The organism is Vibrio jasicida CAIM 1864 = LMG 25398 (genome assembly GCF_000400365.1).
Lineage (GTDB): Bacteria > Pseudomonadota > Gammaproteobacteria > Enterobacterales > Vibrionaceae > Vibrio > Vibrio jasicida.
In genome coordinates, this window is the sequence record NZ_BAOG01000084.1 from 40,009 (window position 1) to 56,600 (window position 16,592).

The following is a 16,592-nucleotide window of genomic DNA, read 5'->3' on the forward strand; positions in this document are numbered from 1 at the left end:
TCAATCATGGCAATTTTAGGATTAGGAACCGATATCGCCGAGATTGGGCGAATAGAGAAAGCGCTAGAACGTAGTGGTGAGCCATTTGCAAAGCGCATTCTCTCGGTTCAAGAAATGGCAAAATTTGACGAACTGAAACAAAAAGGTCGTTATCTAGCAAAGCGCTTCGCGGTAAAAGAAGCAGCATCAAAAGCGCTAGGCACGGGCATTGCGAAAGGCGTGACCTTCCATGACTTTACCGTTTCGAATGATGAGTTCGGTAAACCGATGTTGACGCTTTCTGGCGTGGCAAAGCAAATCGCCGAGTCGATGGGGGTGAATCATGTTCATCTATCGATTTCTGATGAGCGTCATTACGCGGTCGCGACGGTGATTTTTGAATCCTAATTTGTCTGATTACGGATTAATAACCGAATACGAAAAAGCCAGAGTCGATGCTCTGGCTTTTTTATTATGTTGATTTCCCAAATCATTCTCTACTGTTCAAGATAAAACTTCGCCGTCGTGGTGACTTTAATCATTTCATCTTGCAGTTCGAACATTTCCGGTTCGATGTCTTCAATACTCGCTCCTGAACGCAGCGCCTGTTCCAAGGTTGCACACAGTGACTTCAATCTCGGTACGCCACAGTAAGAGCTACTGCCGTGAAGTTTATGCACCACATGGATAAGGTCATCACACGAAAAGTCTTCTTGCTCTATGGCTTGATCGACCACTTCTTCCACTTCTGGAATAAAGTCGATCAACATGCGCAGCATGTCCTTAGCTAGGTCTTCTTTGTTTGCACTTTGTTTTAAGGCCGCTTGCCAGTCGATGATCATATCTTGCTGCGGTTTTTCCGGCGCTGGTGGTGCAGCTTCCACTGCAGGCTCCACGTAAGATGGTGCGATCTTATCGACACTGTCAGTACAAGTATTTGGGTTCCAATGAACCAAAACCTGTTGCAACACATGTTCCTCAATTGGCTTGGTTAGGTAATCATCCATGCCCGCTGCCAGCAGCCGGTCACGCTCACCAGCCATTGCGTGTGCGGTCACCGCAATTACAGGAGTGTCTTTGTTCAGCTCTAGCTCTTTAATGTACTGACAAGCGGTTACGCCGTCCATCAATGGCATTTGAATGTCCATGAAGATCAGATCGTATTTCTTCTCTGTTGCGAGGTTCACTGCTTGTTGACCGTTGCTGCATGCCGTTACTGTTTCGACACGCTCTCTCAATAGCGCGGAGATCAGCTTCAAGTTGGCAGGGTTATCATCAACCGCAAGCACAGTTAATGGCAGTCTTTCGCTCTCTACAGGTTCAACCGGAGGCAGGGCAACCTGAGGCATTTCGATATGGTCAGTGATCAGGCTCTGTAGCAGTTTACGACGCGATAATGGCTTGGTCAGACATTGGATCTGATGATCGTTCATCACTTGGTCTGCTAATGCTAGCTCCGTACTTGGCGTACCCATGATGACACTTGGAGCCATACGCTTCGCCTGTTCAATCCACGCTGAGACGGATTGGTCGTCGTAAGTTTGGTTTGCGCCCAAGTTCAACAATACGTAGTCGTAGTGTTCATCGTTCTCTGGTAGCGATGAACGGTAGGTCACTAGAATGCCTTCTTGACTCAAGACTTGTTGAGTCACTGATGCTGCTTGCATGTTTGGTTCAACCAGCAGCAGCTGCTTACCAGATAGCAGTTCTACTTCAATTAGATCGCTCATTGGCATTTCTGTTGAATGTAGGCGCAGCGTAAACCAGAAGGTAGAACCTTGGTGGAGACGGCTGGTTAAGCTGATTTCGCCGCCCATTTGGCTAACCAGTTTTTGGGTGATAACCAGACCTAAACCAGTACCGCCGTATCGGCGTGAAATACTTGCATCTGCTTGGCTAAAGGCTTGGAACAATTGTGCTTGTTGGCGCTCCGAAATACCAATGCCCGTATCGCGAACCATAAATTGCAGTTCAATGGAATCACTGGATTGGGAACGCATTTCAACACTGATGTCGATGTTGCCGCGCTCGGTAAATTTGATCGAGTTACCGACCAAGTTAGTAAGGATTTGCTGGATACGCAGTGGGTCACCGACCAAGCCTGGCGGAATCTTCGGATCCACTTTTAGGGTGATCTCCAATCCTTTCTCATGTGCGCTGGTCGCTTGTAAGTTAATAACTTCTTCCAAGCTTTCTCTGAATTCAAATGGAATGTTTTCTAGGGCTAGCTTACCCGCTTCCAGTTTCGAGAAGTCGAGGATGTCGTTGATGATGTTGAGTAGGTTGTTTGCCGACTTCTCAATGGTTTGCAAGTAATCCGTTTGGCTGTTCGACAACTGAGTTTTAAGCATCTGACGCGTAAAGCCAATCACACCGTTCAGTGGCGTACGAAGCTCGTGTGACATATTGGCTAAGAATTCAGATTTCACTCGCGCCGCTTCTTGCGCACGTTTCTTCGCGATGTCTAACTCTACGTTCTGAATTTCTAGCTGTTCGAGGGTTTCACGCAAGTCCGATGTCGCTTGGTCTATACTGTGCTGCATCTCAACGTGGTATTCCGACAACGAGACCGCCATGGCGTTGATGCCGTTTTTCAGTTGGTCCAACTCACCGTGCATTTTGCCTTCGATACGCACGTCAAGGTGGCCACGACGAATTCGGTCCACAACGTTCTTCATGTGGGTGATCGGCTGGGTAACGTCATGCATGAGGCGAGAAGCGAACACACTCGCGAGACCAAGACCGAGGATCAACACCAAGAACGCAGAGAACACTTCTTGGTATTGCTGTAATCGAAGTGACGAAAGATCCATTTCCACTGCGATGTAGCCGATGGCTTTTGTACCCTGATTCTCATTTGAGAGCTCCGAAAGATAGTGACCTTCAGATAGAATCGGCACGCGCAGAATTAGCGAGTTATCGAAGATTTCTGAATTGCCTAATTGAGGGATAGGCTTATCCTTCGGGAACATCAGAGCTTCAAAATTGGGATGGAAGTTAGAAGTGACGAAAAGCTCATGATTTTCATCGAACACCGCGATACTACGAACCAGTTTCGAGTTTTTGCGGTGGGCATAACTGATAAGGCGACGAACGGCTTCGCGACTTTCGGAAAGTAGGTGAGTTTCACTGGCAATCGCAAGCGGTTCGATAATGCTATTGCCTGTGGTGATAACTTGTTTCTCGAGGTCTTGGTAGCGGTTAAATGAGAAAAAGCCGCTCAGTAATAAACCAATAATGAGAGTGGGAGCGAGAGTTAGTGTAATTACACGTGCTCTTAAGCCATATCTGGTCATGTTATCTAATTACATCGGAGTCTGGATATGGGAAAATAACGCATTATTTCTCAAGCGCACGATAAAGCCTTGAGCAAAGAAGTGACGTCACCGGATAAACGGTAAGCATAATCAAGTCACTCGAATCACACAACGGCTGCAATCAAGAATAGTGAAGCAGTAGAGCAATTAGACACAAATCAGGCACAGAGCATGGCACGTATCTTTCAACCTAAAAAGAAAACGCAACTGAATACCCGCCACCAAGCGGCACAAGTGGAGCGTTTGGATCACCACGGCGCAGGCATTGCTTACCTTAAGAAAAAACCATTGTTTATTGATGGTGCGCTACCGGGTGAGGAAGTGGTAACCCAATTGGTGGAAGAAAAGAGCAAATTCGCTCGCGGTAAGTTGATTAAAATCCTTAAACCGAGTGACGCTCGCGTGGAGCCATTTTGTCCGCATTACCATGAATGCGGTGGCTGTGACCTGCAGCATTTGAACTATGACCAACAATTGACGCACAAGCAGCAAACGCTTCGTCAGTTGATGAGAAAATTTGCCGGCAGTGATATCGAGTTGGATGCGCCTGTGTTGGGTGACTCTCATGGCTACCGTCGCCGTGCTCGCGTGAGCTTATTTGTGGATAAAAAAACTCGCCAGCTGCATTTTGGTTTCCGTAAGAAGCAAAGTAAGCAAATCGCACAAGTGACGGACTGTCCCGTGCTTGCGCCTGAGTTGAATGTGTTACTGCCAGAAATCTACTCGACGCTAAAAGCGTTTAAGAAGCCAGAGCAATTGGGTCACGTAGAGTTGGTCTTAGGCGACAATGGTCCTTGTATTACATTGCGCCACCTAAGCAAACTGACTGAAAAAGAAACTAACACTTTGGTGGAATTGGCGAAGCGTCATCATGCATCGCTCTACCTGATGCCAGAAACGGATCAACTTGATTTGATTGAAGGTGAAGTGCCTTTCTATCAAGAAGCCGGTGTCACCGTACCATTCACGCCAAACAACTTTATTCAAGTGAACCAAGCGGTGAACCAGAAAATGGTCGCTCAGGCAGTGGCGTGGTTAGACCCACAAAGTGACGAGCGAGTGTTAGATTTGTTCTGTGGTCTAGGTAACTTCAGTTTGCCAATTGCAAAACGTGCAAAACATGTGGTTGGCGTTGAAGGTGTGGCAGAAATGGTAGAAAAGGCAGCAAATAATGCATCCTTGAACCAAATCAATAACGCACAATTTTATCACGCTAACCTTGAGCAGGATTTTGAAGGGCAAGTTTGGGCGGCTGAACAATTCGACAAAGTGCTGCTTGATCCGGCACGTGCAGGCGCGAGTGGGATCATCGATCAAGTTTCTGCGCTTGGCGCACAGCGTGTAGTTTATGTTTCGTGTAATCCTGCTACCCTTGCAAGGGATAGTCAGAGCTTGCTGGAGCAAGGCTACCAATTGACCAAATTAGGTATGCTGGACATGTTCCCTCATACCAGCCATCTAGAATCGATGGCGCTGTTTGAAAAGTCCTGATAATTGGGACTTTGTTGATCACTTACACGTGGTGGGTGGTCAATAAGCCAACGTTTAAGGCTTGGCATAAGAACTAACCTGGATGGTGTTAGTCAAACCACACAAATATAATAATTAGGATGATGAGATGGTTGCGGTAAGAAGCGCGCATTTAAACCAAGATGAACAGTTTGAACTCGAAACCTGGGTGGCTAGCCTAGGGCAAGAGAAGAACACAGCGAAACGCTTAATTGAAGTGTATCGTGATTGCCAGTCGATTTTGGCGAACCACGAGCAGGCGGAGCTTTTGTTGTGGCGTGGACGAGAGATGATCGAAATTTTGATCACCTTGTCGATGGACAAAGCGACACTTGTCGCGGCGCAACTGTTTCCTTTGGTCTCAAGCGGTGCTTTTGATAGAGAACTCCTTGAGGAAAAATACAGCAAAGAAATCATTAAGCTGATCGATGGCGTCGACGAAATGGCGGCAATTGGTCAACTGAATGTAACAATGGATGGTGGTGCTGCCTCGTCTCAAGTGGATAACGTTCGTCGTATGTTGTTGGCCATGGTGGATGATTTCCGCTGCGTCGTCATTAAGCTGGCGGAACGTATCTGCAACCTGATTGAAGTAAAAAAAGCGCCGGACGAAGTTCGTCGCGCTGCGGCAAAAGAGTGTGCAAACATTTATGCGCCTCTGGCAAACCGCCTTGGTATTGGTCAGCTGAAATGGGAAATCGAAGATTACGCTTTCCGCTACCAACAACCAGAAACCTACAAGCAAATCGCGAAGCAATTGGCTGAGCGTCGTATTGTCCGTGAACAATACATCAAAGACTTTGTCGACGACCTTACCCAAGAAATGACCGTATGCGGCATCAACGCAGAAGTCAGTGGTCGTCCAAAGCACATCTACAGTATTTGGCGTAAAATGCAGAAGAAGAGTCTGGCGTTTGATGAATTGTTTGACGTACGAGCAGTACGTATCATCGCCGACAAACTGCAAGATTGTTATGCCGCTCTGGGTGTGGTCCACACCAAATACAAACACCTGCCAAGCGAGTTCGACGACTATGTAGCGAACCCGAAACCAAACGGTTACCAGTCTATCCATACCGTGATTCTTGGCCCTGAAGGCAAGACCATCGAGATCCAGATTCGTACTAAAGAGATGCACGAAGACTCGGAACTAGGTGTTGCAGCGCACTGGAAATACAAAGAAGGCGCAAGCAGCCGCAGCGGTTACGATGAGAAGATCACGTGGCTACGTAAGCTACTCGACTGGCAAGAAGAAATGTCCGACTCTGGCGAGATGTTGGACGAGCTGCGTAGTCAGGTATTTGACGACCGCGTGTATGCCTTTACCCCACGTGGTGATGTCGTCGACCTACCGATGGGCGCAACCCCATTAGACTTCGCTTACCACATTCACTCAGAAGTAGGGCATCGTTGTATCGGTGCTAAAGTGGCAGGTCGTATCGTACCGTTCACCCATAAACTGCAAATGGGCGATCAGGTGGAAATCATCACCCAGAAAGAACCAAACCCTTCACGAGACTGGTTAAACCCATCGCTTGGCTTTGTGACGTCAAGCCGAGCGCGTGCGAAGATCAACGCATGGTTCCGCAAGCAAAGTCGTGAGAAGAACCTAGAAGCGGGTCGTGAAATTCTAGAGCACGAACTGGCGAAAATCGGCGCGACACTGAAAGATGCTGATAACTACGCGCTGAAACGCTTTAACGTTAATAGTGCCGATGAATTGTATGTTGGTATTGGTAGTGGTGACTTGCGTATCAACCAAATCATCAACCACATCAACGCCTTGGTAAACAAACCAACCGCCGAAGAGGAAGACCAACAAGCGCTAGAAAAACTGCAAGAAGCAGAAAATCGCGCGCCAGCACAAAGTCGTCCGAAGAAAGATGCAGTCGTAGTTGAAGGTGTCGATAACCTAATGACACACCTAGCGCGTTGTTGTCAGCCGATCCCAGGTGATGAGATTGCCGGTTACATCACCCAAGGTCGCGGTATTTCGGTCCACCGCAGTGACTGTGAGCAACTAGAGGAGCTTCGCCATCACGCACCAGAACGTATCATCGATACCGTCTGGGGCAGCGGCTTTGTCGGTTCTTACATCTTGACGGTTCGTGTTGAAGCAATGGAGCGTGGCGGTCTACTTAAAGACATCACAACGCTATTTGCGAACGAGAAAATCAAAGTCACCAGTATGAAGAGCCGCGTCGATTACCGCACGCAAATGTCGATCATGGACTTTGACCTTGAAGTGACCAACCTTGAAGTGTTCTCACGAGTTTCGAAACGTGTTGAGCAGATCAAGGATGTTATGTCGGTGAAACGCTTAGGCTAACTTTCACGTCGTACTTGTCACTTTTACTGCGTTAACTGCGTTTTCTTGCTCCATTACATAGGCGAGCTATGCTCAGGAGTCGCGAAAACTTGTTGCCTTGTCAAAGTAACAATTACTTAGTGAAAGCCGCTGAGAAAATAAAATAATCTAGAAGGTGAGTGGTTTTGGCTGCTCACCTTTTTCTTTAGATAGAAAGGTTTAAAGGAACAGAGAAAATGAGTCATCCAATTGAACAGTTAGAACAAATAATGGCGAAGTTGCGTGACCCAGACGGCGGTTGCCCATGGGACTTAAAGCAGACCTTCGACACCATTGTTCCGCACACCATTGAAGAAACTTATGAAGTGGTGGATGCGATTCAAAACCGTGATTGGCCGAACTTACAAGAAGAGTTGGGTGACTTATTGTTCCAAGTGATTTTCTACAGCCAAATGGCGAAAGAACAGGGGCTGTTTGATTTTTCTGACGTCGTCGAAACTGTGAATGAAAAACTGACTCGTCGTCATCCTCATGTTTTTTCTGATGTTGAGTTTGAATCTGATGAAGAAATTAACGCTAATTGGGAAGCAGAAAAAGCCAAAGAAAAAGCACAAGTAGGCAAAGCTGAAGAAAGTATTCTAGACTCAATACCGAACTCTCTACCTGCGCTTTCTCGTGCTACAAAAATTCAAAAGAAATGCGCTAAATATGGTTTTGATTGGGACTCTCTGGGTCCTGTAGTCGGGAAGGTACAAGAGGAAATTGAAGAAGTGATGGAAGAGGCGCTTCAGGTCAACCCCGATGAAACCAAGGTAGAGCTTGAGTTGGGGGACTTATTATTTGCGACCGTCAACCTATCTCGTCACTTAGGCAAAGACCCTGAAGTCGCTTTGGCCAAAGCAAATCTAAAGTTCTCAAGACGCTTTAAAGGCGTGGAAACTAAAGTTGCAGCGCACGGTAAGCAATTCACAGACTTTACTCTAGATGAACTCGATTCGATGTGGGATGAAGTGAAACGAGAAGAGCAAAGCTGAAATTGCATGAATACTCGACTTTGATTTGAAGCAAAAAATAAAAAATTCCGGTGTGATAGATTTCACGTTGTGGCGTTAAGGAGCTTCTGGTATATTTACGTCCCGTCCAGAAGCACTCCATTTCCCTCATTCAACCAATTTCAGGTTAAACATGACGACAAATTACATTTTTGTTACTGGCGGGGTTGTATCCTCTCTAGGTAAAGGTATTGCAGCAGCATCTCTTGCCGCTATTCTAGAAGCTCGTGGTCTTAAAGTGACTATGATGAAGCTTGACCCTTACATCAACGTTGATCCAGGCACAATGAGCCCAACTCAACACGGTGAAGTGTTCGTTACGGAAGATGGCGCAGAGACTGACCTTGACCTTGGTCACTACGAGCGTTTCATCCGCACCAAGATGACGAAGCGTAACAACTTCACTGCAGGTCGTGTTTATGCAGACGTACTACGTAAAGAACGTCGCGGCGATTACCTAGGTGCAACCATTCAGGTTATCCCTCACATCACTAACGCTATCAAAGACCGCGTAATCGCAGGTTCTGAAGGCCATGATGTTGCTATCGTTGAAGTCGGTGGTACGGTAGGTGATATCGAATCACTACCATTTATGGAAGCTATTCGTCAGCTTGCTGTAGAACTAGGCCGTGAACGCGCAATGTTCATGCACCTAACTCTAGTTCCTTACCTAGCAGCTGCGGGCGAAGTGAAAACTAAGCCAACTCAGCACTCTGTTAAAGAGCTGCTATCTATCGGCATCCAACCAGATATTCTAGTTTGTCGTAGCGATCGTATGATCCCTGCTAACGAACGTAAGAAAATTGCTCTTTTCTGTAACGTACAAGAAAAAGCAGTTATCTCAATGAAAGATGTAGATTCTATCTACAAGATCCCTCAGCTAATCAAAGCTCAAGGCCTAGACGATCTTGTTTGTGCTCGCTTTGGCATCAATGCGCCAGAAGCTAACCTGTCTGAGTGGGAACAAGTAATTTACGAAGAAGCTAACCCAACGGCAGAAGTGACGATTGGTATGGTTGGTAAGTACATTGAACTACCAGATGCATACAAATCAGTAAACGAAGCGTTGAAACATGCTGGTCTTAAGAACCGTCTGAGCGTTAAGATTCAGTACGTTGATTCTCAAGATGTAGAGAACAAAGGTGTTGAGATCCTAGAAGGTCTAGACGCAATCCTTGTTCCTGGCGGTTTCGGTGACCGTGGTATCGAAGGTAAGATTCGCGCAGCTCAATACGCTCGTGAAAACAACGTTCCTTACCTAGGTATCTGTCTAGGCATGCAAGTGGCACTGATCGAATACGCGCGTAACGTAGCGGGTATGGAAGGTGCACATTCAACAGAATTTAACAAAGAGACGAAGTACCCTGTGGTAGGTTTAATCACAGAGTGGGTTGATGGCGAAGGTAAAGTTGAAGAACGTACCGAGAAGTCTGATCTTGGTGGTACTATGCGTCTTGGTTCACAGCTATGTCACCTAGAAAAAGGTACGAAAGCTCGTGAACTATACGGCAACGCGACAATTCATGAGCGTCACCGTCACCGTTATGAAGTGAACAACAATCTTCGTCCGCAAATCGAAAAAGCAGGCCTTAAAGTATCTGGCTTGTCAGCAGACAAGAAACTGGTAGAAGTAATTGAGAACCCAGCTCACCCATGGTTCGTAGCGGCTCAATTCCACCCAGAGTTCACATCAACACCGCGTGATGGTCACCCATTGTTCGCAGGTTTCGTGAAAGCAGCTGGCGAATACCAGCGTGGCGATTTCGAGAAGTAAGTAAGGAATACAGGCAGTAACGTAAGCTGTGTTGCTGCCTTTAATTTTGACATTATATATTCAACGAGAAGGAAACATTCAATGTCTAAGATCGTTAAAGTTCTAGGTCGTGAAATCATCGATTCACGTGGTAACCCAACTGTAGAAGCTGAAGTACACCTAGAAGGCGGTTTCGTAGGTATGGCTGCTGCTCCATCTGGCGCATCTACTGGTTCTCGCGAAGCTCTTGAGCTACGTGACGGCGACAAAGCACGTTTCCTAGGTAAAGGTGTTCTTAAAGCTATCGAAGCTGTAAACGGCCCAATCGCTGAAGCTCTAGTTGGTAAAGACGCGAAAGATCAAGCTGCAATCGATGCAGTAATGATCGACCTAGACGGTACTGAAAACAAATCTAAATTCGGTGCGAACGCTATCCTAGCTGTTTCTCTAGCAAACGCTAAAGCAGCAGCTGCTGCTAAAGGCATGCCTCTATACGAGCACATCGCTGAGCTAAACGGTACAGCTGGTCAGTTCTCTATGCCTCTACCAATGATGAACATCATCAACGGTGGTGAGCACGCAGATAACAACGTTGACATCCAAGAGTTCATGATCCAACCAGTTGGTGCTAAGACTCTTAAAGAAGGTCTACGTATCGGTGCTGAAGTATTCCACAACCTAGCTAAAGTTCTTAAGTCTAAAGGCTACAGCACTGCAGTTGGTGACGAAGGTGGTTTCGCTCCTAACCTTAAGTCTAACGCTGAAGCTCTAGAAGTTATCGCAGAAGCTGTTGCAGCTGCTGGTTACGAACTAGGTAAAGACGTTACTCTAGCTATGGACTGTGCTGCATCTGAGTTCTTCGACAAAGAAGCTGGCATCTACAACATGAAAGGCGAAGGTAAAACTTTCACTTCTGAAGAGTTCAACCACTACCTAGCTGAGCTAGCTAACCAATTCCCAATCGTTTCTATCGAAGACGGTCTAGACGAGTCTGATTGGGCTGGCTTCAAGCACCAAACTGAACTACTAGGTGACAAGCTTCAACTAGTAGGTGACGATCTATTCGTTACTAACACTAAGATCCTTGCTGAAGGTATCGAGAAAGGCGTAGCTAACTCTATCCTTATCAAGTTCAACCAAATCGGTTCTCTAACTGAGACTCTAGCTGCAATCAAGATGGCTAAAGACGCAGGTTACACAGCAGTAATCTCTCACCGTTCTGGCGAAACTGAAGATGCAACTATCGCTGATCTAGCGGTAGGTACAGCTGCAGGTCAAATCAAAACTGGTTCTATGAGCCGTTCTGACCGTGTTGCTAAGTACAACCAACTTATCCGTATCGAGGAAGCTCTAGGTGAGCGCGCTCCTTTCAACGGTCTTAAAGAAGTTAAAGGTCAATAATTTAGGTTTCTAAATTATTAGCTTAACGCTTTTAAAAAACGCCTCGCATTTGCGGGGCGTTTTTGTAACTGAGATATGTAAACGCATCGCTTAGATAGGCGGGAGCTAACTTTGCTTTTTGATGTCTGTCGTTCACGTTCATTTGTCATTCCCTAGAACGACGAAGGAGGGAGTCGGAAATCTCTTTGTTTCATTTTGCTGCTTTTTTCCTGTAAGGAGCGTGTGAGTCTCTTTTTCTGCCCTAGAGCCAACCACGCATTTATGCTATATATGTCACCTTATCTAATCCCTTCCGGTACAGAATGTTAGCAGCGATATGCGAATCTTTGTTTTAGCCCTTACGTTACTGTTTGGCTGGCTCCAATATACCCTATGGTTTGGCAAAAACGGGGTGACTGACTACTACACAGTAGAAGATGAAATTGAAGTGCAGCAACAAGTGAACAGCAAGCTGCAAGCTCGTAATAATGAGATGTTCGCAGAAATTGATGACCTGAGACAAGGTCTTGATGCGATTGAAGAACGTGCGCGTCATGAGTTAGGTTTGGTCAAAGATGGCGAGACTTTCTATCGTATTATTGACGAGGACGAGCAATAACATGCCAAAGTTGTTTTCATCTCATGTTGCGATTGTACCTGCGGCCGGTGTTGGTAGCCGTATGAAGGCTGATCGCCCTAAGCAATATCTCTTAATTGACGGAAAAGCGGTATTAGAGCACACAGTAGAGAAGCTGCTTTCTCATCCGAGGATCTCTAAAGTCGTGATCGCAATTACCGATGGCGACCCTTATTACCCTGAATTGAACATTGCTCAGCACCCAGACGTGATTTGCGTGTCTGGTGGCAAAGAAAGGGCGGATTCTGTGCTTTCAGGGCTAAACTATGTAAGAACACATCTTGAGAGCGAGTGGGTTTTAGTTCACGACGCAGCAAGACCATGTGTTCTCATATCCGATATTGACCATTTGATCGACGTTTGTAGCGCACACCCAACAGGTGGCATCCTTGCCTCTCCAGTGAGAGACACAATGAAGCGAGCAAACGTGGCACAAGATATCGATCATACGGTAGATAGAGAAGCATTGTGGCACGCACTTACCCCACAAATGTTTAAAACTCAACAATTAACACGAGCACTGACTGACGCATTAGAACAAGGTGCAACCATTACTGATGAAGCTTCGGCTTTGGAATGGTTAGGTGAAACGCCGGCTTTGGTTCAAGGTAATGCGAATAACATAAAAATTACTCAGCCAGAAGACCTCGCGTTAGCCGAGTTTTACCTAAGCCGTGAGCACGGCGAGTAAACAAAGGATAGAAAATGATTCGAATTGGTCATGGTTTCGATGTACACAAATTTGGTGGTGAAGGCCCTGTGATTATCGGTGGTGTCGCTGTTCCTTACGAACAAGGGTTGATTGCCCACTCAGATGGTGATGTGGCACTTCATGCGTTGAGCGATGCACTGCTTGGTGCTATTGCTGCCGGAGATATTGGCCGTCACTTCCCAGATACCGATGATAAGTGGAAAGGGGCTGATAGCCGCGAACTGCTTAAAGATGTTTATCGCAGGGTGAAAGAACAAGGCTATCGATTAGGAAACGCTGACATCACCATCATGGCACAAGCGCCTAAAATGGCGCCACATATCGACGCAATGTGTGCCACGATTGCTGAAGACTTGGAAACCGATATCAGTAATATAAACGTAAAGGCGACGACGACAGAGCGTCTCGGTTTTACTGGACGCAAAGAAGGCATTGCAACGGAAGCAGTTGTACTTCTCTTTAAGCAATAACCTAGCAATTTGCTCCTCAATGCTGCGTTAGCAGTGGAAAAACATCATGTCAGACATTTTATCTTCATTGGCTTACCTTACGGGTAAGCCTGTAGCATCAGCAAAAATCAAAGCGCAACCAGAACACTTTCAGGTTCGCGAAGACTTAGGTTTTGCCTTTACGGGTGAAGGCGAGCATTTAATGGTTCGTATCCGTAAAACGGGCGAGAACACCAGCTTTGTTGCTAATGAGCTAGCAAAAGCCTGTGGCGTTAAGTCGAAAGACGTTAGCTGGGCGGGTCTTAAAGACCGTCACGCAGTGACTGAACAATGGCTAAGTGTTCATTTACCTAAAGGTGAAACACCAGATTTTTCAGCATTTTTGGCGCAATACCCAAGTATCGAAATTCTGGCAACAGAGCGTCACAATAAAAAACTACGTCCTGGTGACCTAGTAGGGAACGAGTTCGTGGTTACTTTGTCTGAAGTGACAGATGTAGCGGATGTTGAGCAACGCCTTGAAAAAGTGAAACAAGTTGGCGTGCCGAACTACTTTGGTAGTCAGCGTTTTGGTAACGATGGCAACAACCTTGAAGAAGCACGTCGATGGGGGCGCGAGAACGTACGTACTCGTAACCAAAACAAGCGCAGCATGTATTTGTCGGCGGCTCGTTCGTGGATCTTCAACCGCATCGTTTCAGCTCGATTAGAGCAAGGCGTGTTTGACAAGTTCATCGACGGTGATGTGGCGAAGACAACTTCTGGTACTCAGTTGATTGATGCAAGCAACATTGCTGATCTACAGGCACAATTTGCTCAGGGCGAAGCGGTTATTACTGCAGCGCTAGCTGGAGACAATGCACTTCCAACTCAAACAGATGCATTAGCCTTGGAGCAGCCTTTCTTGGATGAAGAACCCGATTTAATGGCATTAATTCGTGGGAATCGTATGCGTCACGACCGTCGTGATATTGCACTTAAACCTCAAGACTTAGCTTGGACGGTGGATGGCAACAATATTACGTTGACCTTCTCGCTAGATGCCGGTTCGTTTGCGACCTCTATCGTACGCGAGTTGATTATCGAGGAAAAAGTAGAAAGAGAATATTAATGGAAATGGATTCACCAAACGCGAAGCCATTAAGAGTACTGCTCAGTAATGACGACGGCGTTCATGCTCAAGGAATTCATGCGCTTGCTGATGAGCTAAAAAGTATTGCTGAGGTGACGATTGTGGCACCAGATCGAAACCGGTCTGGTGCTTCGAACTCACTGACGTTAGAGCAGCCTCTGAGAGTAAATGAAATCGCACCCAACACCTTCTCTGTGCAAGGCACCCCGACAGATTGTGTTCACTTTGCATTGAATGAATTGATGAAAGGCGATTTACCAGACTTAGTTCTCACTGGGATCAATCATGGCGCGAACCTTGGCGATGATGTCTTATATTCAGGTACGGTTGCCGCTGCGATGGAAGGACACTTTCTTGGTGTTCAATCTGTTGCTTTTTCGTTGGTGGGTAAACAGAACTTTGCAGCTGCGGCAAAAATTGCCCGTCAGCTAGTTGAGCAGCATTTGGTTAGGCCGATCCCGACTAACCGCTTACTGAACGTCAATGTTCCTGATTTACCACTAGAACAATTAGGTGAGATTGAAGTGACACGTTTAGGCGCCCGTCATCATGCCGAGAATATGATCAAGCAACAGGACCCACGTGGGCATGATATATATTGGTTAGGTCCTCCGGGTAAAGAGCAAGATGCTGGAGAGGGCACCGATTTTTATGCGATTGAGCATGGTCGAGTTTCAATCACCCCACTGCAAGTTGACCTCACTGCTCATGAGTCTTTGCGTGCGATGGACAGTTGGTTAAAGGAAGAGAAGTAATGAGTAACCCACATGCTGACAGGTTGATAGCGTTTCTTATCTCCAGTGGCATCAGTGATCAACGCGTATTGGATGCCGTGTACTGTTTGCCGCGTGAGAGTTTTGTCTCACAGGCAATGATGCACCAAGCGTACGATAACAATGCGTTACCGATTGGTCAGGGGCAAACTATTTCTCAGCCTTACATTGTTGCGAAAATGACAGAATTGCTCGATCTCAAACAAAGCAGCAATGTGCTTGAGATAGGAACAGGGTCAGGTTATCAAACGGCTGTACTTGCTCAAATCGTTGATCATGTTTATTCCGTTGAACGCATCAAATCTTTGCAATGGGACGCTAAGCGTCGCTTGAAACAACTGGATATTTATAATGTCTCTACCAAACATGGTGACGGCTGGCTCGGATGGGAAGCGAAAGGTCCGTTCGATGCGATTATTGTCACTGCGGCTGCGGAAAGTGTTCCCCAAGCACTTTTATCTCAGCTGAAAGAGGGCGGTAAGATGATCATACCTGTTGGTGAGGATGAGCAACAATTGTTGAAAATTGAACGCAAGGGTGAACAATTCCTTTCTACCGTGGTAGAAATGGTAAGATTTGTGCCATTAGTTGCAGGCGATTTAGCTTAAGGGTTAAAGATCAGGTGAATAGGTTCTTACGTCGTTTTGGTATTAGCTGCTTGATAGCTGCGGGACTTGTCGGTTGCGCGGCTCATTCGCCTGCGCCTGTTTCTAGCTTAAATAAAGACTATTCTAGTGTTGAACGAGGCAGTTATAGAGGCAGTTATTATGAAGTAAAGAAAGGAGATACACTTTATTTCATAGCTTATGTCACAGATAAGAATGTAAATGACCTTGTTCGTTACAATGAACTTAACGCACCCTATACGATTTTCCCTGGTCAACGATTAAAACTTTGGGCACCGAAATATGTTGCTCCAAAATATGGTCATAAAGTGGAACCCGTTGTTCCTCCAGTGGTTGCGACAAAACCAGCGCCAGTGACTAAAACATCAACAGCGTCAAAGCCGTCAAATTCAAGTAAAAGCTCTACTCAAAAGCCTGCGACCACTACGCCTAAAGTTGCACAAAAACAGCCGCCAAAGAAGGTTGAACAATCCAAACCAAAGGAGTATGTTGGGTCAAAAGGTAATCAGAATGTTAAACCGAAACCACCAGTAACTGCGGCGAAAAACGATAAAGTATCAAAGTGGTTGTGGCCAACAAAAGGGAGAGTAATCAAGAACTTCTCAGCGGGAGAACAAGGAAATAAAGGCATAGACATCGCAGGACAGCGTGGTCAGCCTATCGTGTCAACCGCGGCCGGCACTGTTGTGTACTCAGGTAATGCGCTACGAGGTTATGGCAACCTAATTATAGTGAAGCATAACGACAATTATTTAAGCGCATACGCACACAATGACAGATTGCTGGTATCAGAAGGACAAAGTGTCAAGAGCGGACAAAAAATCGCTACCATGGGTAGTTCTGGTTCTAAGTCAGTTAAGCTCCACTTTGAAATTCGCTATCAAGGTAAATCCGTAAATCCAAAACGATATTTACCTTAAAACTTTGAATAACAACTTGCGACATCATTTAGCGACATATTGAGT

The 16,592-nt window shown here is 46.2% G+C and carries 14 protein-coding genes; 13 read left to right on the forward strand and 1 reads right to left on the reverse strand.

The window, feature by feature from the left end; translation table 11 throughout:
* Nucleotides 1–6: 6 nt before the first annotated feature.
* Nucleotides 7–387, forward strand: a complete 381-nt coding sequence (gene acpS, locus VJL_RS20880) for a holo-ACP synthase (protein ID WP_038881196.1) — start codon at nt 7–9, stop codon at nt 385–387.
* An 89-nt stretch (nt 388–476) separates the two neighbouring features.
* Here the strand turns inward: acpS and barA are convergent, their stop codons facing one another.
* Nucleotides 477–3,275 carry a two-component sensor histidine kinase BarA gene (barA, locus tag VJL_RS20885; protein ID WP_038881200.1) on the reverse strand — a complete coding sequence of 933 codons (2,799 nt, stop codon included), beginning with the start codon at nt 3,273–3,275 and terminating at the stop codon, nt 477–479.
* Nucleotides 3,276–3,467: 192 nt separating this feature from the next.
* Between barA and rlmD the strand changes: the two genes are divergently transcribed.
* The 12 genes from rlmD to VJL_RS20945 all read left to right on the forward strand — a co-directional run bounded on the left by rlmD (nt 3,468) and on the right by VJL_RS20945 (nt 16,547).
* A complete protein-coding gene (gene rlmD, locus VJL_RS20890; RefSeq protein ID WP_038881203.1) occupies nt 3,468–4,787 on the forward strand; it encodes a 23S rRNA (uracil(1939)-C(5))-methyltransferase RlmD in 1,320 nt (439 codons plus the stop codon).
* Nucleotides 4,788–4,914: 127 nt separating this feature from the next.
* A complete protein-coding gene (gene relA / locus VJL_RS20895; protein WP_038870285.1) occupies nt 4,915–7,134 on the forward strand; it encodes a GTP diphosphokinase in 2,220 nt (739 codons plus the stop codon).
* 215 nt (nt 7,135–7,349) lie between these two features.
* Nucleotides 7,350–8,147 (forward strand): nucleoside triphosphate pyrophosphohydrolase, encoded by a 798-nt coding sequence (mazG, locus tag VJL_RS20900; RefSeq protein WP_038881207.1) that lies wholly within the window; start codon nt 7,350–7,352, stop codon nt 8,145–8,147.
* A 151-nt stretch (nt 8,148–8,298) separates the two neighbouring features.
* Nucleotides 8,299–9,939, forward strand: a complete 1,641-nt coding sequence (gene pyrG / locus VJL_RS20905; protein ID WP_038870283.1) for a CTP synthase — start codon at nt 8,299–8,301, stop codon at nt 9,937–9,939.
* Between the two features lie 81 nt (nt 9,940–10,020).
* A complete protein-coding gene (eno, locus tag VJL_RS20910; RefSeq protein ID WP_038870282.1) occupies nt 10,021–11,319 on the forward strand; it encodes a phosphopyruvate hydratase in 1,299 nt (432 codons plus the stop codon).
* A 316-nt stretch (nt 11,320–11,635) separates the two neighbouring features.
* Complete coding sequence (gene ftsB, locus VJL_RS20915; protein WP_038870281.1) at nt 11,636–11,917, forward strand: cell division protein FtsB; 282 nt, start codon at nt 11,636–11,638, stop codon at nt 11,915–11,917.
* 1 nt (nt 11,918) lies between these two features.
* Nucleotides 11,919–12,626 carry a 2-C-methyl-D-erythritol 4-phosphate cytidylyltransferase gene (ispD, locus tag VJL_RS20920; protein ID WP_038881208.1) on the forward strand — a complete coding sequence of 236 codons (708 nt, stop codon included), beginning with the start codon at nt 11,919–11,921 and terminating at the stop codon, nt 12,624–12,626.
* Nucleotides 12,627–12,640: 14 nt separating this feature from the next.
* Entirely contained in the window at nt 12,641–13,117 is a 477-nt protein-coding gene (gene ispF, locus VJL_RS20925) for a 2-C-methyl-D-erythritol 2,4-cyclodiphosphate synthase (RefSeq protein ID WP_038870279.1), read from the forward strand.
* A 46-nt stretch (nt 13,118–13,163) separates the two neighbouring features.
* Nucleotides 13,164–14,207, forward strand: a complete 1,044-nt coding sequence (gene truD, locus VJL_RS20930; protein WP_038881211.1) for a tRNA pseudouridine(13) synthase TruD — start codon at nt 13,164–13,166, stop codon at nt 14,205–14,207.
* Nucleotides 14,207–14,983: a 5'/3'-nucleotidase SurE gene (gene surE / locus VJL_RS20935; RefSeq protein WP_038870275.1), complete on the forward strand. Its 777-nt coding sequence runs from the start codon at nt 14,207–14,209 to the stop codon at nt 14,981–14,983. Before truD ends, surE begins: the two co-directional genes overlap by 1 nt.
* Complete coding sequence (locus tag VJL_RS20940; protein ID WP_038870274.1) at nt 14,983–15,609, forward strand: protein-L-isoaspartate(D-aspartate) O-methyltransferase; 627 nt, start codon at nt 14,983–14,985, stop codon at nt 15,607–15,609. Before surE ends, VJL_RS20940 begins: the two co-directional genes overlap by 1 nt.
* Before the next feature lie 14 nt (nt 15,610–15,623).
* Entirely contained in the window at nt 15,624–16,547 is a 924-nt protein-coding gene (locus tag VJL_RS20945) for a peptidoglycan DD-metalloendopeptidase family protein (RefSeq protein WP_038870272.1), read from the forward strand.
* Nucleotides 16,548–16,592: the final 45 nt, after the last annotated feature.